Source organism: Oryzisolibacter sp. LB2S (genome assembly GCF_040732315.1).
Lineage (GTDB): Bacteria > Pseudomonadota > Gammaproteobacteria > Burkholderiales > Burkholderiaceae_C > Alicycliphilus > Alicycliphilus soli.
In genome coordinates, this window is sequence record NZ_CP160388.1 from 1,962,536 (window position 1) to 1,982,293 (window position 19,758).

The following is a 19,758-nucleotide window of genomic DNA, read 5'->3' on the forward strand; positions in this document are numbered from 1 at the left end:
GCGCATGACCAATCCCCTGCTCGACTTCTCAGGCCACATCCCCTTCGATCGCATCACCCCGGCCGACGTCGCGCCGGCCGTGGACCAACTGCTCGAGCGCGCCGACGCGGCGCTGCAGACCGTGACCGCGCCCGACTTTCCCGCCGACTGGGGCGCAATAGCCCGCGTGCTCGACGTGGCCACGGAGGAACTCGGCCGCGCCTTCGGTGTGGTGGGCCACCTGAGCAGCGTGGCCGACACGCCCGAGCTGCGCGCCGCCTACAACGCCGCGCTGCCGCGCGTGACCGCGTTCTGGACGCGCCTGGGCGCCGACGAGCGGCTCTACGCCAAGTACAAGGCCATCGACCCGGCGACGCTCAACGCCGAGCAGCGCCAGGCGCACGGCAACGCGCTGCGCAACTTCGTGCTCTCGGGCGCCGAGCTGCAGGGCGCCGCGCGCGAGCGTTTTGCCGCCATCCAGGAGCGGCTGGCCGAACTGCAGCAGAAGTTCAGCGAGAACGTGCTCGACGCGACCGACGCCTACGCCCATTACGCGAGCGAGAGCGATCTCGAAGGCCTGCCCGCCGACGTCATTCAGACGGCCCGCGCCGCGGCCGAGGCCGAGGGCAAGCCGGGCTACAGGCTCACGCTCAAGATGCCCTGCTACCTGCCCGTGATGCAGTTCGCCAAAAGCAGCGCGCTGCGCGAGACGCTCTACCGCGCCTACGTCACGCGCGCCTCCGACCAGGCCGCGGGCGACGCCACGCGGTTCGACAACAGCGCCGTGATGGCCGAGATCCTGGCGCTGCGCCAGGAGGAGGCGCGGCTCCTGGGCTACGACAACTTCGGCCAAGTCTCGCTCGTTCCCAAGATGGCGCACACGCCCGAGCAGGTCACGCATTTCCTGCGCGACCTGGCCGCACGCGCCCGCCCCTACGCGAAGAAGGACGTCGCCGACCTGCGCGCCTTCGCCGCCGAGCGGCTTGGCCTGACCGACCCGCAGGCCTGGGACTGGCCCTATATCTCCGAGCAGCTCAAGGAGGCGCGCTACGCATTCAGCGAGCAGGAGCTCAAGCAATACTTCCCAGCGCCCAAGGTGCTCGCGGGCCTGTTCAAGATCGTCGAGACATTGTTCGAGGTCTCCATCCGCCGCGACCAGGCGCCCGTGTGGAACGACGCCGTGGAGTTCTACCGCATCGAACGCGCCGGGCAACTGGTAGGTCAGTTCTACCTGGACAAGCCGGCGCGCGCCGGCAAGCGCGGCGGCGCCTGGATGGACGACGCGCGCGCACGCTGGCTGCGCCCCGACAACGGCCTGCTGCAGACGCCCGTGGCCTACCTGGTGTGCAACTTCGCCGCGGGCGTCGATGGCAAGCCCGCACTGCTCACGCACGACGACGTGATCACGCTGTTCCACGAATTCGGCCACGGCCTGCACCACATGCTCACCCAGGTGAACGAGCACGACGTGTCGGGCATCAGCGGCGTGGAATGGGACGCCGTGGAGCTGCCCAGCCAGTTCATGGAGAACTTCTGCTGGGAGTGGGAGGTGCTGCGCCACATGACCGCCCATGTGGATACGGGCGAGCCCCTGCCGCGCGCGCTCTATGACAAGATGATCGCGGCCAGGAATTTCCAGGCCGGCATGCAGACGCTGCGCCAGATCGAGTTTGCGCTGTTCGACATGCTGCTGCACACCGAGCATGACCCCAAGGACAGCCCGCTGCCCCTGCTCGCACGCGTGCGCGAGGAAGTGGCCGTGCTCGCCCAGCCCCCGTTCAACCGCATGCCCCACAGCTTCAGCCACATCTTCGCGGGCGGCTACGCCGCGGGCTACTACAGCTACAAATGGGCCGAAGTGCTGTCGGCCGACGCCTATGCGGCCTTCGAGGAGACCATGGACGCGGACGGCATGCCCAGCCTGGAGACCGGCCGGCGCTACCGCCAGAACATCCTGGAAGTCGGCGGCAGCCGCCCCGCCATGGAGTCCTTCAAGGCCTTCCGCGGCCGCGAGCCCGAGCTCGATGCGCTGCTGCGCCACCAGGGTATGTCATAAAAACAATAGCTGTCGACGCCTGTCATGCAACGGTTTTGATGGTTTTATTGATTGAAACCATTGCCAACAGGGCGCGAACAGCTACTATTTTTGAAGAGCCAACCGCCGAGGGAGTTTCCGCATGACACGCATCCGCCTCATCGCCAGTGCCGCCACCGTGGCCTTGCTGGCCCTGACCGCCCAGGCCCAGCAGGTCTACCGCATCGTCGGGCCGGACGGCAAGGTCACCTTCTCCGATCGCCCGCCGACGGGCGCCGCCGAAGTGACCCAGAGCAGCAGCGGCGCCCGCACCGCCGCTTCGGCCAATGACGCCCTGCCCTACCAGCTGCGCCAGACGGCGGCGCGCTTTCCCGTCACGCTCTACACCGGCAGCGACTGCGCCCCCTGCAACAGCGCGCGCAATCTGCTGATCCAGCGCGGCATACCGTTTGTCGAGCGCACGGTCACGACCAACGAGGACATCGACGCGCTCAAGCGCCTCAGCGGCGAATCCAGCCTGCCCTTCGGCACCATAGGCGGGCAGCAGCTCAAGGGCTTTTCCGACAGCGAATGGACCCAGTACCTGAACGCGGCCGGCTATCCCGCACAGTCACAGCTGCCCCCCGGCTACCGTCGCCCGGCGGCGACGCCGCTGGTCGCGGTGGCGGTCCAGCCAGCCGCAGCGTCGGCTGACGAGGCCCCCGCACCCGCGGCGCGCCCTGCCCCAGCCGCCAATGGCCGCACGCCGAGCAACCCCGCCGGCATCATCTTCTGACACCCGGCGGCGTCGCCCCGATACGAAGATTCAGAACGTCAGCGTGCGCACGCCCTGCGCCGTGCCCAGCAGGCACACGCGGGCCTTCTGGTGCGCGAACACGCCCACGGTGACCACGCCGGGCCACTGGTTCACCTCGCTCTCGAAGGCCAGCGGATCGGCAATCGACAGGCCGCGCACGTCCAGGATGTGCTGGCCGTTGTCGGTCACGAGCGGCTGGCCGTCCTTGAGGCGCAGCGTGGCCTGCCCGCCCATGGCGCCAAAGCGGCGCGCAATCTGTGCCGCGGCCATGGGGATCACCTCCACCGGCAGCGGGAAGGCGCCCAGCGTCTGCACCAGCTTGGATTCATCGGCGATGCAGACAAAGCGCTCGGCCAGCGCCGCCACAATCTTCTCGCGCGTGAGCGCCGCGCCACCGCCCTTGACCATGTAGCCGCGGCCGTCGATCTCGTCGGCCCCGTCGATGTAGACCGACAGCGAGGTCACCTCGTTGGCGTCCAGCACGCGGATGCCCAGCGCCTTCAGGCGCGCCGTGCTGGCCTCGGAGCTCGACACCGCGCCGGCGATGCGCTCCTTGACCGTGCCCAGGGCGTCGATGAACTTGTTCACCGTGGAGCCCGTGCCCACGCCGACCACCTCGCCGGCCACCACATGGTCGAGCGCGGCGCGGCCCACCAGGGTCTTGAGTTCGTCTTGTGAGAGAGATGCAGGAGCTGTCATGGGCGAAAATTGCGTGTAAACCGTCAATTATCCTCATGTCGCTACTTCCCTACGCACTCGCCCGCCCCCTGCTCTTCGGCATGGATGCCGAAGCCGCCCACGAAATGACCATGGACATGCTCGCGCGCGGCCAGCGCACGCCGCTGCAGTGGGCCTGGTGCAACGAAACCGTGAGCGACCCGGTGCAGCTCGCGGGCCTCACGTTCCCCAACCGCGTGGGCCTAGCCGCGGGGCTGGACAAGAACGCACGCTGCATCGACGCGCTGGCCGCCATGGGCTTTGGCTTCGTCGAGGTGGGCACCGTCACACCCAAGGGCCAGCCCGGCAACCCCAGGCCGCGCATGTTCCGCCTGCCCGAGGCGCGCGCGCTCATCAACCGCCTGGGCTTCAACAACGAGGGGCTCGATGCCTTCATCGCCAACGTGCAGAAATCCCGGGTGCGCGCCCAGGGCAAGCCGCTGCTGCTGGGCCTGAACATCGGCAAGAACGCGAGCACGCCGATCGAACAGGCGACGAGCGACTACCTCACCTGCCTGGAGGGCGTGTACCCGCACGCCGACTATGTGACGGTGAACATCAGCTCGCCCAACACCCAGAACCTGCGCGCGCTGCAGAGCGACGAGGCGCTCGATGCACTGCTCTCGGCGATTGCCGAGCGCCGCGAGCAGCTGGCCAGCGCCCAGGGTCGGCGGGTGCCCATCTTCGTGAAGATCGCGCCCGACCTGACCGAGGAGCAGGTGGCCGTGATTGCCGCCACCCTCACGCGCCACGGCATGGACGGTGTGATCGCCACCAACACCACCATCGCGCGCGACGCCGTCCAGGGCCTGGCCCACGCGGGCGAGACCGGCGGCCTGAGCGGCGCGCCGGTGCTCGCGGCCAGCAATGCCGTGATCCGCCAGCTGCGCGCCGCGCTCGGCCCGCAGTTCCCCATCATCGGCGTGGGCGGCATCCTGAGCGCCGAGGATGCCGTAAGCAAGATCCGCGCGGGCGCCGACGTGGTGCAGATCTACACCGGCCTGATCTACGAGGGCCCTGCCCTGGTCGGGCGCGCCGCCCGCGCCATCAAGGCCACGGTCTGAGCCGCAAAAACCAAGGGCCGCGCAAGGCGGCCCTTTTGTTGCGCTGCGTTGGCGCCTGGGTGGCTGGCGCGTTGGGTCAGCCACGCCGCATGCGCAGGATGGCGGGCAGCACCGCGCCCGCCAGGCGCAGCACGCGGCCGGGGCCGGCCAGGGCCGCGGCGCCCAGCACGGCGGCAACGGCCAGCGGGTGCAGCCGCGCAAAGCTGGCCAGCCGCGTGAGGAGCGGGTCCGCGGGGTTCACACGCACGCCCTGCGCGATGGCCGCAGCGCGCGCCTGGCGCAGCGCATCGCGGCGCGCGCGCAGGCGCTCGCGCTGGGCCAGGATGCGATCGAGCACCTGCTGCTGCTCGGGCGTCGGTCGTGGGGTACTGCCAGGCATCAGAGTTGCTCCTTGATGGCACGCCAGTCCTGCACCAGCTCGCGCCGCGTCAGCACAAAGGCACTGCGTGACTGGCGCGCCAGCGACAGCAGCGCCGCGAACACCCCCGCGCAGGCCAGCAGCCACAGACCCGCCAGCAGCCAGGCCACGAGCGCGCGCTGCGGCGTATCCCAGAACTGCACCAGCACGGCCGCCGACAGCAGCAGCAGAAACACCACGGCCAGCACCCCGAACAGCACCAGCAGCAGCGCCAGCAGCGCAAGGCGGCGCTTGTGCTGTGCCCATTCCAGGCGCGCCAGCTCCAGGCGGTCTTCGACCGCCATGCTGCCTTCGGCCATGACGGCACGCCAGCGCCCGGCCAGGCGCTGCAGGTTGAGCAGCGAGGTCCAGTTCAGACGTGCCATGGATGGACTACGCGCGGCACTCAGCGACGCGCCAGCAAGAAGCCCACCAGCGCACCCACGGCCAATGCGGCGCTGGCCACGCGCCAGGGCTCGTCGTGGGCGTAGCGGTCCGCCACACGGGCGGCCTCGCGCGCCTGGTCGGCCGCCTGCTGGGCGGCGCGCACGGTCGCATCGCGCACGGTCTGGATGCCATCGTCGAGGCGTTGGCGCAGCTGCTTGATTTCGGGAATGCCGTCCAGATCGCGACTGGCGAGCAGGCCGCGCAGATCGCCGACGAGCTTCTCGAGCTCACCCTGGGTGACGGTGGTGGTTTCGGATACGGAGGTCATAGACAAGCCTTTCATAGCAGAAAACAACGGCGAGACGCCAGCCATGGCAGTCATGCAGGCGGACGCTTCATCTTAGCCCAGGCGGGCGACTTGTAATCAAGAACATGACCTCAAACAGAATGTTTGACACATGTCGCACCCACCACGCCCCGCTTTTACTGTGCCAACATGTCCCGCACATGGGCGCCAATGGCCAGTGCACTCGTCAGTCCCGGTGACTCGATGCCGAACAGATTGACCAGACCCGCCACGCCATGCTGGCGCGGACCTTCGATCACGAAGTCTGCCGCCGGCTCGTTCGGGCCGTGGATCTTGGGACGAATGCCGGCATAGCCCGCGGCCAGGGCGCCATCGCGCAGACCCGGCCAGTACTTGCGCACCTCGGCGTAAAAGGCCTGGGCGCGCCCCGCGTCCACCACCAGGTCGTCCGGACCATCCACCCATTGCACGTCCGGCCCGAACTTGGCCTGCCCGCCCAGGTCCAGCGTCAGGTGCACACCCAGGCCCGCCGCCTCGGGCACCGGATAGATCAGATGCTCGAACGGGGCACGGCCCGACAGCGTGAAATAGTTGCCCTTGGCGTAGGCGGCCTGGGGGATGTGGGCCGCATCCAGCCCGGCAAAGCCCCGCGCAAGATCGACCGCATGCAACCCGGCCGCGTTCACCACCGTACGGGCCGTGATGCGTGTGCCATCGCGTGCCTCAAGTTCAATGCCATCAGGCGCGCATTGCGCCCGGGCCAGAGGCGAATTGAGCGCCAGGAGACCACCGGCATGCTCGAGGTCACCAAGCAGCGCCAGCATCAGCGCATGGCTGTCCACGATGCCCGTGCTGGGCGACAGCAACGCGGCCACGCATTCGAGCTCGGGCTCAAGCGCGCGGGCCTCGTCGCGCGTGAGCCAGGCAAGGTCATCCACCCCGTTGGCCTCCGCATGGCGCCTGATGTCCGCGAGGCGCGCGAGCTGCCCCTCCGACGTCGCCACGATGAGCTTGCCGCAGCGCCGAAACGGCAGGTTGCGCTGCTCGCAGTAGTCGTACAGCATGTGCTTGCCCTGCACGCACAGCCGGGCCTTGAGCGAGCCCTGGGGGTAATAGATGCCGGCGTGGATCACCTCGCTGTTGCGCGAGCTGGTCTGCGTGCCGATGGCGGCCTCGGCCTCGAGCACCAGGACCTCACGGCCATCGAGCGCCAGAGCACGCGCCACGGCCAGCCCCACCACACCGGCGCCGACAACGACGCAATCGACCACATCACCCATGGTTCACCCCCGGCTCTTCGTACCTGCATACGCAAAAAACCCCTTGCAGGCAGGCCTCGCAAGGGGTTTTGACTGGTGGGCGATACATGGATCGAACATGTGACCCCTGCCGTGTGAAGGCAGTGCTCTACCGCTGAGCTAATCGCCCAAAGCCGCAACCTTGATCGGTCATGGCCTTGAAAACTGGTGGGTGATACATGGATCGAACATGTGACCCCTGCCGTGTGAAGGCAGTGCTCTACCGCTGAGCTAATCACCCGTTGCCGCGATTGCGACAGCCCGCAATTATGGCATAGCTTTTGGCTCGCTCGAGAGAGTTCGCCAAATTGTTTTGCCGTCACTCGACTTGTCGATCTGTGCGAGCAGGTCTTCGTGCTCGGCCAGCTCCTGGTCATTGGCCGCGAGCACGGGCAGCGCGAGAGCGCGCAAGTCAACGGCCGCCACCTTCACGCCACCCTCAGTTTCGGGCGCCTCGTCGATGATGAGCAAGGCATCCTGGCCGCGCGTCATGTTGATGTAGACGTCGGCCAGCAGTTCGGCATCGAGCAGCGCACCGTGCAGCGTCCGGCCGGAGTTGTCCACCTCCAGCCTGTCGCACAGCGCATCGAGCGAATTGCGCTTGCCCGGAAACATCTCCTTGGCCATGGCCAGGGTGTCGGTGATGCTCTCCACATGCGTGGCCAGCGGCGGCAGGCCGGCGAGCTCGAGCTCCTTGTCGAGAAAGCCGACGTCGAAGCTCGCGTTGTGGATGATGAGCTCGGCGCCCCGCAGATACTCCAGGATGTCCTTGACGCAGTCGGCAAACCTGGGCTTGTCCTTGAGGAACTCGTTGCTGATGCCGTGCACCTTGAGCGCGTCCTCATGGCTGTCGCGCCCGGGGTTGAAGTACAGGTGCAGGTTGTTGCCGCTGAGCTTGCGGTTCACCAACTCCACGCAGCCGAGCTCGATGATGCGATCACCCGTGGCGGCGGACAGGCCCGTGGTCTCGGTGTCCAGCACGATCTGGCGCGTCATGACTGCCCCCACGCGCGGCACTTCATGTCCTCGCTGGCCGCCAAGGGCGCGCGAGCTCGCTTGGTGCAGCCCAGCACTGCGCTCATGGCACTCATCAGTGGTTCTCCTTGGCGTGGTTGATGGTGTATTTGGGTATCTCCACGGTCAGGTCGCTCTGCGCGAGGATGGCCTGGCAGGACAGGCGCGACTGCGGCGTGAGGCCCCAGGCGCGGTCAAGCAGGTCTTCCTCCTCCTCCTCGGCCTCGTTGAGCGATGCCAGGCCCTGGCGCACGATGACGTGGCAGGTGGTGCAGGCGCAGCTCATGTCGCAGGCATGTTCGATCTTGATGCCGTTGTCCAGCAGCGCCTCGCAGATCGAGGTGCCGGCGGGCGCCGTGATCTGGGCGCCCTCGGGGCAGTATTCGTGGTGGGGCAGGATGGTGATGACGGGCATGTGGGCCTGTTGTCTCGGATGGGTGTTCAAAGCGAGCCGACGTTCCGGCCGGCGAGCGCGTCGCGTATGCCGCGATTCATGCGCTCGGCGGCGAAGGCCTCGGTGCCCTTGGCCAGGGCGCTCGTGGCGGCCTCGATGGCGGCCGCGTCATGGCCCGCCTCCAGAGCGGTGCGCAGCGACTGCATCAGGGCGTCGATGGCGGCACGCTCCGGCGCGGCGAGCAGGTCGCCATCGGCCGCCAGCGCGCCCTGCGTGGCGATCAGCAGGCGGTCGGCATCGACGCGCGCCTCGACCAGGGCACGCGCCTGCATGTCCTGCTGCGCCGTGGAAAAGCCATCCTGCAGCATCTGCGCGATCTGGTCATCCGTCAGGCCGTACGACGGCTTGACGTCGATGCGCGCCTCGACGCCGCTGGTCTGCTCGCGCGCGCTCACGCTGAGCAGGCCGTCGGCGTCCACGGTGAAGGTCACGCGAATGCGCGCCGCGCCCGCGGCCATGGGCGGGATGCCGCGCAGCTCAAAGCGCGCCAGGCTGCGGCAGTCCTGCACCAGGTCGCGCTCGCCCTGCACCACGTGCAGCGCCAGCGCCGTCTGGCCGTCCTTGTAGGTGGTGAAGTCCTGCGCCTTGGCCGTGGGAATGGTCTCGTTGCGGCCGACGATGCGCTCGACCAGGCCGCCCATGGTCTCCAGGCCCAGCGACAGCGGAATGACGTCGAGCAGCAGCAGGTCACCCGCGGCATCATTGCCGGCGAGCTGGTTGGCCTGGATCGCCGCACCGAGCGCAACCACCTCGTCGGGGTTGAGGTTGGTCAGCGGTTCGCGGCCGAAGAAATCGGCCACGGCCGCACGCACCTGGGGCATGCGCGTGGAGCCGCCGACGAGCACCACGCCCTGCACCTCGTCGCGTGTGATCTGCGCGTCGCGCAGCGCACGGCGCACGGCCGCGAGCGAGCGCTGGGTGAGCGCCGCCGTGGCCGCGGCGAAGTCGGAACGTTTGACGTCAAATCGGGCCTCAACGCCCGATACACGGGCGCTGAAAGCTACTGTTTCTGTAGTAGTCAAGCCTTCCTTGCAGGCCCGCGCCGCCAGGCGCACCGCGGCCTTGTCCTCGGGCGTTTGCGCCTGCAGGCCGAGCTGCCCGAGCACCCAGTCGGCGAGCAGCGCGTCGTAGTCGTCGCCGCCCAGGGCCGAGTCGCCGCCCGTGGCGATGACCTCGAACACGCCCTGGGTCAGCCGCAGTACGGAAATGTCGAAGGTGCCGCCGCCCAGGTCGTAGACGGCGTAGACGCCCTCGGCGGCGTTGTCCAGGCCATAGGCAATGGCGGCCGCGGTGGGCTCGTTGATCAGGCGCAGCAGGTTCAGCCCCGCCAGGCGCGCGGCGTCCTTGGTGGCCTGGCGCTGGGCATCGTCGAAATAGGCCGGCACGGTGATCACGGCGCCGTAGATGTCGCTGTCGAAGCTGTCCTCGGCGCGCTGGCGCAGCGTGGCCAGGATCTCGGCGCTGACCTCCACGGGGGACTTCACGCCCGCGGCCGTGCGCAGGCTCAGCATGCCGCCCGCCTGCGGGGCGGCCACGAAGTCATAGGGCAGCTTCTCACGGTCGGCAATGTCGGTCAGGCCCCGCCCCATGAAACGCTTGGCCGATGCCACCGTGTTGCCCGCATCCTGCGTGCGCGCGGCCGCGGCCTGGTAGCCGATGTGGCGCGCGCCGCCCTCCAAATAACGCACCACGGAGGGCAGCAGCACCCTGCCCTCGGCATCGGGCAGGCATTCGGCCACGCCGTTGCGCATGGCGGCCACCAGCGAATGCGTGGTGCCCAGGTCTATGCCCACGGCAATGCGCCGCTGGTGCGGGTCGGGGGACTGGCCGGGCTCGGATATCTGCAGAAGCGCCATGGGGTCAAGCAAGGGCAAAGTGATGGGGCAACCGGCTATTGTCCCAGTTGCTCGCGGCGCAAATCGATGTCGCGCGCAAATCGCGCAATGAACATGAGGGATCTGACCTCGCGCGCGGCGCCCATCCAGTCCTGGCGCTCGTCGATCAGATCCGCGCAGCGCGCCAGCGCCGCACCGCGCGCGGCCTGCGTCTCGTCGTCCAGGGCATCGAGCTCGGCGGCGCTGGCCGCTTCTTCGAGCGCCTCGCGCCACTGCATCTGCTGCATCAGAAAGGCCGCGGGCATGGCCGTGTTGTCCTCGGCCCGTATCGGCGCGCCATGCAGCTCGCACAGATAGGCGGCGCGCCTGAGCGGATCCTTCAGGCGCTGGTAGGCCTCGTTGATGCGCACCGACCATTGCATGGCCACGCGCTGGGCCGCCGCGCCTTGAACGGCAAAGCCGTCGGGATGGGCCTCGCGCTGCAGGTCCTTCCAGCGCGCGTCGAGCACGGCACGGTCCTGCGCAAAGCGGCGCGCAACGCCAAAGAGTTCAAAGTCGTCGGACTGCAGATTCATGGCAACAAAAAACCGCCAGCACGGCTGCGGTGGCGGTTGACTGGGGCGCCAAGCGGGCGGCAAGGGGGGCTTCAAACGCGGAAGCTCTCCCCGCAGCCGCAGCGGTCGCGCTCGTTGGGGTTGATGAAGCGAAAGCCCTCGTTGAGGCCCTCGCGCACGAAGTCGAGCTCCGTGCCGTCGATGTAGGCCAGGCTCTTGGGGTCGATCATGACCTTGACGCCATGGGCCTCGAAGACGATGTCCTCGGGCGCCTGTTCGTCCACATATTCGAGCTTGTAGGCCAGGCCCGAGCATCCCGTGGTCTTGACGCCCAGGCGCACGCCCACGCCCTTGCCGCGGCGGGCAAGGTAGCGGGTCACATGCCGGGCGGCGGCTTCTGTCAGCGTGATGGCCATGGTCTTGTCAGGCAGCTTCGGTGGCCACTGCGTGCTTGGCCTTGTAGTCGTTGACGGCCGCCTTGATCGCATCCTCGGCCAGGATGGAGCAGTGGATCTTCACAGGCGGCAGGGCCAGCTCTTCGGCGATCTGGCTGTTCTTGAGCTGCGCGGCCTCGTCCAGCGTCTTGCCCTTGACCCATTCGGTCACGAGGGACGAGGAGGCAATGGCCGAGCCGCAGCCGTAGGTCTTGAAACGTGCGTCCTCGATCACGCCCGTGGCCGGGTTCACCTTGATCTGCAGCTTCATCACGTCGCCGCAGGCGGGCGCGCCCACCATGCCGGTGCCCACCGAGTCGTCACCCTTGTCGAAGGAGCCGACGTTGCGGGGATTTTCGTAATGGTCAATGACTTTGTCGGAATAGGCCACAATTTACTCCTGTTTCAATAGCTTCCAGCGCTCAATGGATAAGGGCTAGAGGCCAATTCAATACTATTTTTCAGTGCGCCGCCCACTGGATGGTGCTCAGGTCCACACCGTCCTGGTACATCTCCCACAGTGGGCTCAGCTCGCGCAGCTTGGCCACGTTGTGGCGAATGGTGCTGATCGCGTAGTCGATCTCTTCCTCGGTGGTGAAGCGCCCAATGGTCATGCGCAGGCTGCTGTGCGCGAGCTCGTCGCTGCGGCCCAGGGCGCGCAGCACGTAGCTGGGTTCGAGGCTGGCCGAGGTGCAGGCCGAGCCGCTCGATACCGCCAGGCCCTTGATGCCCATGATGAGCGATTCGCCCTCGACGAAATTGAAGCTCATGTTCAGGTTCTGCGGCACGCGGTGCTCCATGCTGCCGTTGATGAACACCTGCTCGATGTCCTTCAGGCCGTCGAGCAGACGCTGCTGCAGGGCCCTGGCCTTGGCGTTCACCTCGTGCATCTCGGCCTTGATGATGCGGAAGGCCTCGCCCATGCCGACGATCTGGTGCGTGGGCAGCGTGCCCGAGCGCATGCCGCGCTCATGGCCGCCGCCGTGCATCTGCGCCTCCAGGCGCACGCGCGGCTTGCGGCGCACATACAGCGCACCCACGCCCTTGGGGCCGTAGGTCTTGTGCGCCGTCATGCTCATGAGGTCTATGGGCAGGGTCTTCATGTCGATCTCGACACGGCCCGTGGCCTGGGCGGCATCCACATGCAGCAGGATGCCCTTTTCGCGGCAGATGGCGCCAATCGCGGGGATGTCCTGGATCACGCCGATCTCGTTGTTCACGAACAGCACGCTCACCAATATGGTGTCCGGGCGCAGCGCGGCCTTGAAGGCCTCGAGGTCGAGCAGGCCATCGGGCTGCACGTCCATGTAGGTCACCTCGAAGCCCTGGCGCTCGAGCTCGCGCATGGTGTCGAGCACGGCCTTGTGCTCGGTCTTGAGCGTGATGAGGTGCTTGCCCTTGCCCTGGTAGAAATGCGCCGCACCCTTGAGGGCCAGGTTGATCGACTCGGTGGCGCCGCTGGTCCAGACGATCTCGCGCGGATCGGCGCCAATCAGGTCGGCCACATGGCCGCGCGCCTTCTCGATGGCTTCCTCCGCCTCCCAGCCCCAGGCGTGGCTGCGCGATGCGGCGTTGCCGAAATGCTCACGCAGCCAGGGCACCATGGCATCCACCACGCGCGGATCTACCGGGGTGGTGGCGCCATAGTCGAGATAAATGGGGAAATGCGGGGTCATGTCCATGGCTGGCTCAGGTTCAGGCACTCTGGCTGGCAGAAAAAACAAAGATCAAACGGAGAAAAACGCCCAGGCTCGGAGCCTCTCAGGACTTGGCAAAGGCGTTGCCCAGCGCGAACACCGAGTTGGGCGCATTCACGCGGATGGGCTTGACCACCGGCGTGGTGGAAATGGCGCGCCGCGTGACGGGCTTGTCCTCGATCTGCACGCCCTTGGCGAGCTGGTCGTCCACGAGCTTTTGCAGCGTGACGGAATCGAGAAACTCCACCATGCGCTGGTTCAGCGTGGCCCAGAGCTCATGCGTCATGCAGCGGCCGGCATCGCCCAGGCAGTTTTCCTTGCCGCCGCATTGCGTGGCGTCGATGGGCTCGTCCACGGAGACGATGATGTCGGCGACGGTGATGTCCCCCGCCTTGCGCGCCAGCGTGTAACCGCCACCGGGGCCGCGGGTGGACTCGACGAGTTCGTGGCGACGCAGCTTGCCGAACAGTTGCTCCAGATAGGACAGCGAGATCTGCTGACGCTGGCTGATCGCCGCCAGCGTGACGGGGCCGTTATTCTGGCGCAATGCCAAATCGATCATGGCGGTGACCGCAAAGCGGCCTTTGGTCGTGAGGCGCATCGTGAGCTCCTTGTATTGGCTAGATCGTTGTCAGAAAGCCGTGGCAATGGTTTGCGCCATACCCGGCACCGTCTCCGCCCTTTCCACGGAGCGTGGCAGCGTTTGCCGGCTGCTCGAGCCCTTGTTCTCTGCAAAGGCCGAATAGTTGAGTAAGTGGTGTGAGTATAGCACAAATCCCAAGCGATTTGGTCGGGTACAGATACCGACCGGTCGCGTTTTCACCCCACCAGTTCATCTTGCGACATGGTCGCCTCCGTGCGCGCCCAACACCCGATCCTTGAGGTCGGCGAGCTCGTCGCGCACGCGTGCGGCCTGTTCGAACTCCAGATTGCGCGCAAGTTCCAGCATGCGCTTCTCCAGCCGCTTGATCTCGCGCGCAATGTCCTTTTCCGACATCTCGTCGAGCTCGGCATGGCGCGCCGCCTCCTGCTCCAGGCGCTGCGCCTCTTGCCCGGCCTTCTCGCTGTAGACGCCGTCAATCAGGTCTCTTACCTGCTTGACAATGCTGCGCGGCGTGATCCCCTCCGCCTCGTTGTGGGCGATCTGCCGGGCGCGGCGGCGCTCGGTCTCATCGATGGCCTTCTTCATCGAGTCGGTCACGCGGTCGGCGTACAGGATGGCCTTGCCGTGCAGGTTGCGCGCCGCGCGGCCTATGGTCTGGATCAGGCTGCGCTCGGCACGCAGAAAGCCCTCCTTGTCGGCATCCAGAATGGCCACGAGCGAGACCTCCGGGATGTCCAGCCCTTCCCTCAGCAGGTTGATGCCGACGAGCACGTCGAATGCGCCCAGGCGCAGGTCGCGGATGATCTCCACGCGCTCCACGGTGTCCACGTCGGAGTGCAGATAGCGCACCTTGACGCCGTTCTCGTCCAGGTAGTCGGTGAGCTGCTCGGCCATGCGCTTGGTCAAGGTGGTGATGAGCACGCGCTCGTTCCTCTCCACGCGCAGGCGGATCTCCTGCAGCACATCGTCCACCTGATGCGTGGCGGGGCGCACCTCGACCTCCGGGTCCACCAGGCCCGTGGGGCGCACCACCTGGTCGACCACCTGGCCCGAATGCTCCTTCTCGTAGTCCGCGGGCGTGGCCGAGACAAAGATCACCTGGCGCATGCGGCGCTCGAATTCCTCGAACTTGAGCGGCCGGTTATCGAGCGCCGAGGGCAGGCGAAAGCCATAGTCCACCAGCGTGGTCTTGCGCGAGCGGTCGCCGTTGTACATGGCGTTGAGCTGGCCGATCATCTGGTGACTCTCGTCGAGGAACATCAGCGCGTCCGCCGGCAGGTAGTCGGTAAGCGTCGACGGCGGCTCGCCCGGCGCCGCGCCCGAGAGGTGGCGCGAGTAGTTCTCGATGCCCTTGCAGTGGCCCACCTCGGTCAGCATCTCGAGGTCGAAGCGCGTGCGCTGCTCCAGGCGCTGGGCCTCGACGAGCTTGCCCTCACGCGCAAAGAACGCCAGGCGCTCGCGCAGCTCCTCCTTGATGGTCTCCACGGCCGCCAGCACCACGTCGCGCGGCGTCACATAGTGGCTGCTGGGGTAGACCGTGAAGCGCGGGATCTTCTGCTGGATGCGGCCGGTGAGCGGGTCGAACAGCTGCAGGCTCTCGACCTCGTCGTCGAACAGCTCTATGCGCACGGCCAGCTCCGAATGCTCGGCCGGGAACACGTCTATGGTGTCGCCGCGCACGCGGAACTTGCCGCGCGTGAAGTCCTGGTCGTTGCGCTGGTACTGCATGCGAATCAGCTGCGCGATCGCGTCGCGCTGGCCCAGCCTGTCGCCCACGCGCAGCGTCATCACCATGCGGTGGTAGCTCTCGGGGTTGCCAATGCCGTAGATGGCCGAGACGGTGGCCACGATGACCACGTCGCGGCGCTCAAGCAGGCTCTTGGTGCAGGACAGGCGCATCTGCTCGATGTGCTCGTTGATGGCGCTGTCCTTCTCGATGAACAGGTCGCGCTGGGGCACATAGGCCTCGGGCTGGTAGTAGTCGTAGTAGCTGACGAAGTACTCCACCGCGTTCTTCGGGAAGAACTCGCGAAACTCCGAGTACAGCTGCGCCGCCAGCGTCTTGTTGGGCGCAAACACGATGGCCGGCCGCCCCAGGCGCGCGATCACGTTGGCCATGGTGAAGGTCTTGCCCGAACCCGTGACACCCAGCAGGGTCTGGAACACCTCGCCGTCCCTCACGCCCTCGACCAGCCTGGCAATCGCCTCGGGCTGGTCGCCCGCGGGGGGATAGGGCTGGAACAACTGGAACGGCGAGTCGGGAAACTCGACAAACTGCCCGGTGGATGCGGGCGCGGCGGTGGCGGCTGATTGCATGGTAGAGGTCAACGACACCGGCTCGCGCGTCGTTAAAATTGCGGGTTGGCCCGAAAGCCTACTGCAGCTGGGGTCACACCGCGCGATTTCCACCCCCCTCAAGGAATCTTCATGTCTCTGTTTTCCGCCGTCGAAATGGCCCCCCGCGACCCCATCCTGGGTCTGAACGAGCAATTCAATGCCGACACCAACCCCAACAAGGTCAACCTGGGCGTGGGCGTGTATTTCGACGACAACGGCAAGCTGCCCCTGCTCCAATGCGTCCAGGTCGCCGAGAAGGCCATGATGGACAAGCCCGCCGCACGCGGCTACCTGCCCATCGACGGCATTGCCGCCTATGACAGCGCCGTCAAGGGCCTGGTCTTCGGCGCCGACTCCGAGCCCGTCACCAACGGCCGCGTGGCCACCGTGCAGGCCATCGGCGGCACGGGCGGCCTGAAGATCGGCGCCGACTTCCTCAAGAAGGTCAGCCCCGATGCCAAGGTGCTGATCTCCGACCCGAGCTGGGAAAACCACCGCGCCCTGTTCACCAATGCAGGCTTCACGGTCGAAACCTATGCCTACTACGACGCTGCCAAGCGCGGCGTGAACTTCGACGGCATGCTCGCCAGCCTGAACGCAGCGGCGCCCGGCACCATCGTCGTGCTGCACGCCTGCTGCCACAACCCCACGGGCTACGACATCACGCCCGCGCAGTGGGACCAGGTCGTCGCCGTCGTCAAGGCCAAGGGCCTCACGGCCTTCCTCGACATGGCCTACCAGGGCTTCGGCAACGGCATCGCCGAAGACGGCGCCGTGATCCAGAAGTTCGTCGCCGCGGGCCTCACGTTCTTCGTCTCGACCTCGTTCTCCAAGAGCTTTTCCCTGTACGGCGAGCGCGTGGGCGCCCTGTCGGTGCTGTGCACGGACAAGGAAGAGGCCGCACGCGTGCTCAGCCAGCTCAAGATCGCCATCCGCACCAACTACAGCAACCCACCCACGCATGGCGGCGCCGTGGTGGCCGCGGTGCTGAACAACCCCGAGCTGCGCGCGCTGTGGGAGAAGGAACTCGGCGAGATGCGCGTGCGCATCAAGGCCATGCGCCAAAAGCTCGTCGACGGCCTCAAGGCCGCCGGCGTGAAGCAGGACATGAGCTTCATGACGCAGCAGATCGGCATGTTCAGCTACTCGGGCCTGTCCAAGGAGCAGATGGTGCGCCTGCGCAGCGAGTTCGGCGTCTACGGCACCGACACCGGCCGCATCTGCGTGGCCGCGCTCAACAGCAAGAACATCGACTATGTCTGCCAGTCGATCGCCAAGGTGATCTAAGCCTCACCGGCAAGCCAAAGAAGACCGCCCTCGGGCGGTCTTCTTTTTTGTCTTTTTGGCCTCCAGCGCCCGTCTGACGGGCGCATCAAGCTATCAAATTTGCAGAAAGCGTGCGACATGGGCCGGCCAGCCCTGCAGCCCTCAGCGCTGCCTGCGCGGCGGCAGGCCCGTGTGCTGGGTCAGCATCTGGCCGCGCCGGGGCTGGCCGCCGGCCGGCCTGGCCCCGCCCTGCCCCGCCGTCTTGCCCGCCGGCCGTGCGCCCACCTTGCCGCCGGCCTGTTTGGCCTGCGCGGCCGACTGGCGCGCGCTGTCGAGCGCCATGGTCGGGATCACGTGGTACTTGGCCTTGTCGGCCTTGCCACATTGGCCGGGCAGCGGCTGGAAGGTGGGTATCAGGTGATGCTTGCCGTTGCCGATCAGGTCGGCGCGGCCCATGGCCTTGAGGGCGTCGCGCAGCAGCGGCCAGTTCTTCGGGTCGTGGTAGCGCAGAAACGCCTTGTGCAGGCGCCGGCGCTTCTCGCCACGCACCACGTCCACCTTCTCGCCGCGCTCATCCCTGTGAACGCCCTTGAGCGTATTGATGCCCGTGTGGTACATGGCCGTGGCCGTGGCCATGGTGCTGGGGTAGAAGGTCTGCACCTGGTCGGCGCGAAAGCCGTTTTTCTTGAGCCAGATGGCGAGGTTCATCATGTCCTCGTCGCTGGTGCCGGGGTGGGCGGCGATGAAGTACGGGATCAGGTATTGCTTCTTGCCGGCCTCCTGGGTGTACTTCTCGAACAGCACCTTGAACTTGTCGTAGTTGCCAATGCCCGGCTTCATCATCTTGGTCAGCGGCCCGGACTCGGTGTGCTCGGGCGCGATCTTGAGGTAGCCGCCCACATGGTGCTGCACCAGCTCCTTGACGTACTCGGGCGACTGGATCGCCAGGTCGTAGCGCAGGCCCGAGCCGATCAAGATCTTCTTGATGCCCTTGATGGCGCGGCCCTTTTTGTAGATGGAGATCAGCGGGTCGTGGTTGGTCGTCAGGTTCTGGCAGATGCCGGGGTAGACGCAGCTCGGCTTGCGGCAGGAGGCCTCGATCTCGGGCGTGCGGCAGCCCAGGCGGTACATGTTGGCCGTGGGGCCGCCCAGGTCGGAGATGGTGCCGGTGAAGCCCTGGACCTTGTCGCGCACGTCCTCGATCTCGCGCAGGATGGAATCTTCTGAGCGGCTCTGGATGATGCGCCCCTCGTGCTCGGTGATCGAACAAAACGTGCAGCCGCCAAAGCAGCCGCGCATGATGTTGATGGAGAAGCGGATCACCTCCCAGGCCGGGATCTTGGTTGGGCCGTCATGGCGGCCATGCTCGTCGGCGTAGCGCGGGTGCGGGCTGCGCGCGTACGGCAGGTCGAAGATATGGTCCATCTCCGCCGTGGTCAGCGGTATCGGCGGGGGGTTGAGCCACACGTCGCGCGCAGTCGCGCCCTCGCCATGCGCCTGCACCAGGGCGCGGGCGTTGCCGGGGTTGGTCTCCAGGTGGAAGACGCGGCTGGCGTGGGCGTAGAGCACGGGGTCGCTTTTCACCTGCTCGTAGCTCGGCAGGCGGATCACGGTCTTCTCGCGCTGCAGGGCCTTCTTGCTCACCAGCGCCGGGTTGGGCACGAACTGCAGCGGTTTTTCAGCATGGTTTTGGCCCGTAGCACCCGTGGAGCAAGCGTCAGAAGCTACTGAATCAGGAGCATTCTCCTTGGCGCAGCTCGCGCCCTGGCTGGCCGCCTGCTCGCTGGTGGTCTGGTAGGGGTTGATGTGCGCCTCCACCGGGCCGGGCCGGTCCACCTCGGTGGAGTCGACCTCCATCCAGCCCCGGCTGGTCTCGTCGCCCGGGCGGCGGATGAAGGCCGTGCCGCGCAGGTCCGTGATGCTCTCCACAGGCTCGCGCCGCGCCAGGCGGTGGGCGATGTCGACCAGGGCGCGCTCGGCATTGCCGTAGAGCAGCAGGTCGCACTTGCTGTCCACGACGATGGAGCGGCGCACCTTGTCGCTCCAGTAGTCGTAGTGGGCGATGCGGCGCAAGCTGCCCTCCATGCCGCCCAGGATGATGGGCACGTCCTTGTACGCCTCGCGGCAGCGCTGGCTGTAGACGATGGCGGCGCGGTCCGGGCGGCGGTTGCCCTCGGCGCCGGGGGTGTAGGCGTCGTCACTGCGAATCTTGCGATCGGCCGTGTAGCGGTTGATCATGGAATCCATGTTGCCCGCCGTCACGCCCCAGAACAGATTGGGCTTGCCCAGCACCTTGAAGGGCTCGGCGCTCTGCCAGTCGGGCTGGGCGATGATGCCCACGCGAAAGCCCTGGGCCTCGAGCGTGCGCCCGATCACGGCCATGCCGAAGCTCGGGTGATCCACATAGGCGTCGCCGGTCACGAGGATGACGTCGCAGCTGTCCCAGCCGAGCTGCGCCATCTCCTCGCGGCTCATGGGCAGGAAGGGCGCGGGGCCAAAGCGCTTGGCCCAGAACGGGCGGTAGCTGCTCAGGGGCTTGGCGTTGCGCGGGAAAAAGGAGACATCGATTGGGGCGTTCATCGG

At 67.0% G+C, this 19,758-nt stretch carries 19 protein-coding genes and 2 tRNA genes; 4 read left to right on the forward strand and 17 right to left on the reverse strand.

Translation table 11 applies throughout. The features are described from left to right. The first annotated feature begins 4 nt into the window (after nucleotides 1–4). A complete protein-coding gene (locus ABUE11_RS09240) occupies nucleotides 5–2,035 on the forward strand; it encodes a M3 family metallopeptidase (RefSeq protein ID WP_367065104.1) in 2,031 nt (676 codons plus the stop codon). A gap of 121 nt (nucleotides 2,036–2,156) precedes the next feature. Next, nucleotides 2,157–2,789 carry a glutaredoxin family protein gene (locus ABUE11_RS09245; protein ID WP_367065105.1) on the forward strand — a complete coding sequence of 211 codons (633 nt, stop codon included), beginning with the start codon at nucleotides 2,157–2,159 and terminating at the stop codon, nucleotides 2,787–2,789. 30 nt (nucleotides 2,790–2,819) lie between these two features. Here ABUE11_RS09245 and rpiA read toward each other — a convergent pair whose 3' ends face one another. Next, a complete protein-coding gene (rpiA, locus tag ABUE11_RS09250; RefSeq protein WP_367065106.1) occupies nucleotides 2,820–3,509 on the reverse strand; it encodes a ribose-5-phosphate isomerase RpiA in 690 nt (229 codons plus the stop codon). Nucleotides 3,510–3,544: 35 nt separating this feature from the next. Between rpiA and ABUE11_RS09255 the strand changes: the two genes are divergently transcribed. Next, nucleotides 3,545–4,591, forward strand: coding sequence for a quinone-dependent dihydroorotate dehydrogenase (locus ABUE11_RS09255; RefSeq protein WP_367065107.1), 1,047 nt, complete (start codon nucleotides 3,545–3,547; stop codon nucleotides 4,589–4,591). Between the two features lie 76 nt (nucleotides 4,592–4,667). Here ABUE11_RS09255 and ABUE11_RS09260 read toward each other — a convergent pair whose 3' ends face one another. From ABUE11_RS09260 to uvrB, 15 genes are all read right to left on the reverse strand, one after another. Continuing rightward, nucleotides 4,668–4,970 (reverse strand): hypothetical protein, encoded by a 303-nt coding sequence (locus ABUE11_RS09260; RefSeq protein ID WP_367065108.1) that lies wholly within the window; start codon nucleotides 4,968–4,970, stop codon nucleotides 4,668–4,670. After that, a complete protein-coding gene (locus ABUE11_RS09265) occupies nucleotides 4,970–5,365 on the reverse strand; it encodes a phage holin family protein (protein WP_367068793.1) in 396 nt (131 codons plus the stop codon). Before ABUE11_RS09265 ends, ABUE11_RS09260 begins: the two co-directional genes overlap by 1 nt. A gap of 29 nt (nucleotides 5,366–5,394) precedes the next feature. After that, a complete protein-coding gene (locus ABUE11_RS09270) occupies nucleotides 5,395–5,703 on the reverse strand; it encodes a DUF883 family protein (protein WP_367065109.1) in 309 nt (102 codons plus the stop codon). 155 nt (nucleotides 5,704–5,858) lie between these two features. After that, on the reverse strand, nucleotides 5,859–6,962 hold the full coding sequence (locus ABUE11_RS09275) for an NAD(P)/FAD-dependent oxidoreductase (protein ID WP_367065110.1): 1,104 nt from the start codon (nucleotides 6,960–6,962) through the stop codon (nucleotides 5,859–5,861). Between the two features lie 73 nt (nucleotides 6,963–7,035). Beyond that, a tRNA-Val gene (locus ABUE11_RS09280) sits at nucleotides 7,036–7,110 on the reverse strand. Between the two features lie 36 nt (nucleotides 7,111–7,146). After that, nucleotides 7,147–7,221: transfer RNA gene (locus ABUE11_RS09285), tRNA-Val, on the reverse strand. Nucleotides 7,222–7,247: 26 nt separating this feature from the next. After that, entirely contained in the window at nucleotides 7,248–7,976 is a 729-nt protein-coding gene (gene dnaQ / locus ABUE11_RS09290) for a DNA polymerase III subunit epsilon (RefSeq protein WP_367065111.1), read from the reverse strand. 94 nt (nucleotides 7,977–8,070) lie between these two features. Beyond that, on the reverse strand, nucleotides 8,071–8,409 hold the full coding sequence (gene fdx, locus ABUE11_RS09295) for an ISC system 2Fe-2S type ferredoxin (RefSeq protein WP_367065112.1): 339 nt from the start codon (nucleotides 8,407–8,409) through the stop codon (nucleotides 8,071–8,073). Nucleotides 8,410–8,435: 26 nt separating this feature from the next. Continuing rightward, on the reverse strand, nucleotides 8,436–10,304 hold the full coding sequence (gene hscA / locus ABUE11_RS09300) for a Fe-S protein assembly chaperone HscA (protein ID WP_367065113.1): 1,869 nt from the start codon (nucleotides 10,302–10,304) through the stop codon (nucleotides 8,436–8,438). Between the two features lie 35 nt (nucleotides 10,305–10,339). Next, nucleotides 10,340–10,858 carry a Fe-S protein assembly co-chaperone HscB gene (hscB, locus tag ABUE11_RS09305; protein ID WP_367065114.1) on the reverse strand — a complete coding sequence of 173 codons (519 nt, stop codon included), beginning with the start codon at nucleotides 10,856–10,858 and terminating at the stop codon, nucleotides 10,340–10,342. Between the two features lie 71 nt (nucleotides 10,859–10,929). Then, nucleotides 10,930–11,253: an iron-sulfur cluster assembly protein IscA gene (gene iscA, locus ABUE11_RS09310; RefSeq protein ID WP_367065115.1), complete on the reverse strand. Its 324-nt coding sequence runs from the start codon at nucleotides 11,251–11,253 to the stop codon at nucleotides 10,930–10,932. A 7-nt stretch (nucleotides 11,254–11,260) separates the two neighbouring features. Beyond that, complete coding sequence (iscU, locus tag ABUE11_RS09315) at nucleotides 11,261–11,662, reverse strand: Fe-S cluster assembly scaffold IscU (protein ID WP_367065116.1); 402 nt, start codon at nucleotides 11,660–11,662, stop codon at nucleotides 11,261–11,263. A gap of 70 nt (nucleotides 11,663–11,732) precedes the next feature. Next, on the reverse strand, nucleotides 11,733–12,953 hold the full coding sequence (locus ABUE11_RS09320) for an IscS subfamily cysteine desulfurase (RefSeq protein ID WP_367065117.1): 1,221 nt from the start codon (nucleotides 12,951–12,953) through the stop codon (nucleotides 11,733–11,735). Nucleotides 12,954–13,032: 79 nt separating this feature from the next. Beyond that, the gene (gene iscR / locus ABUE11_RS09325) at nucleotides 13,033–13,569 is read right to left on the reverse strand and encodes a Fe-S cluster assembly transcriptional regulator IscR (protein ID WP_367065118.1); all 537 of its coding nucleotides are present in this window, start codon (nucleotides 13,567–13,569) and stop codon (nucleotides 13,033–13,035) included. Between the two features lie 231 nt (nucleotides 13,570–13,800). Further along, nucleotides 13,801–15,888 (reverse strand): excinuclease ABC subunit UvrB, encoded by a 2,088-nt coding sequence (uvrB, locus tag ABUE11_RS09330; RefSeq protein WP_367065119.1) that lies wholly within the window; start codon nucleotides 15,886–15,888, stop codon nucleotides 13,801–13,803. Nucleotides 15,889–15,999: 111 nt separating this feature from the next. Here uvrB and ABUE11_RS09335 point away from each other — a divergent pair, with 111 nt between their 5' ends. Beyond that, on the forward strand, nucleotides 16,000–17,196 hold the full coding sequence (locus ABUE11_RS09335; protein ID WP_367065120.1) for an amino acid aminotransferase: 1,197 nt from the start codon (nucleotides 16,000–16,002) through the stop codon (nucleotides 17,194–17,196). Between the two features lie 141 nt (nucleotides 17,197–17,337). Here ABUE11_RS09335 and ABUE11_RS09340 read toward each other — a convergent pair whose 3' ends face one another. Then, nucleotides 17,338–19,755 carry a YgiQ family radical SAM protein gene (locus ABUE11_RS09340; RefSeq protein WP_367065121.1) on the reverse strand — a complete coding sequence of 806 codons (2,418 nt, stop codon included), beginning with the start codon at nucleotides 19,753–19,755 and terminating at the stop codon, nucleotides 17,338–17,340. Nucleotides 19,756–19,758: the final 3 nt, after the last annotated feature.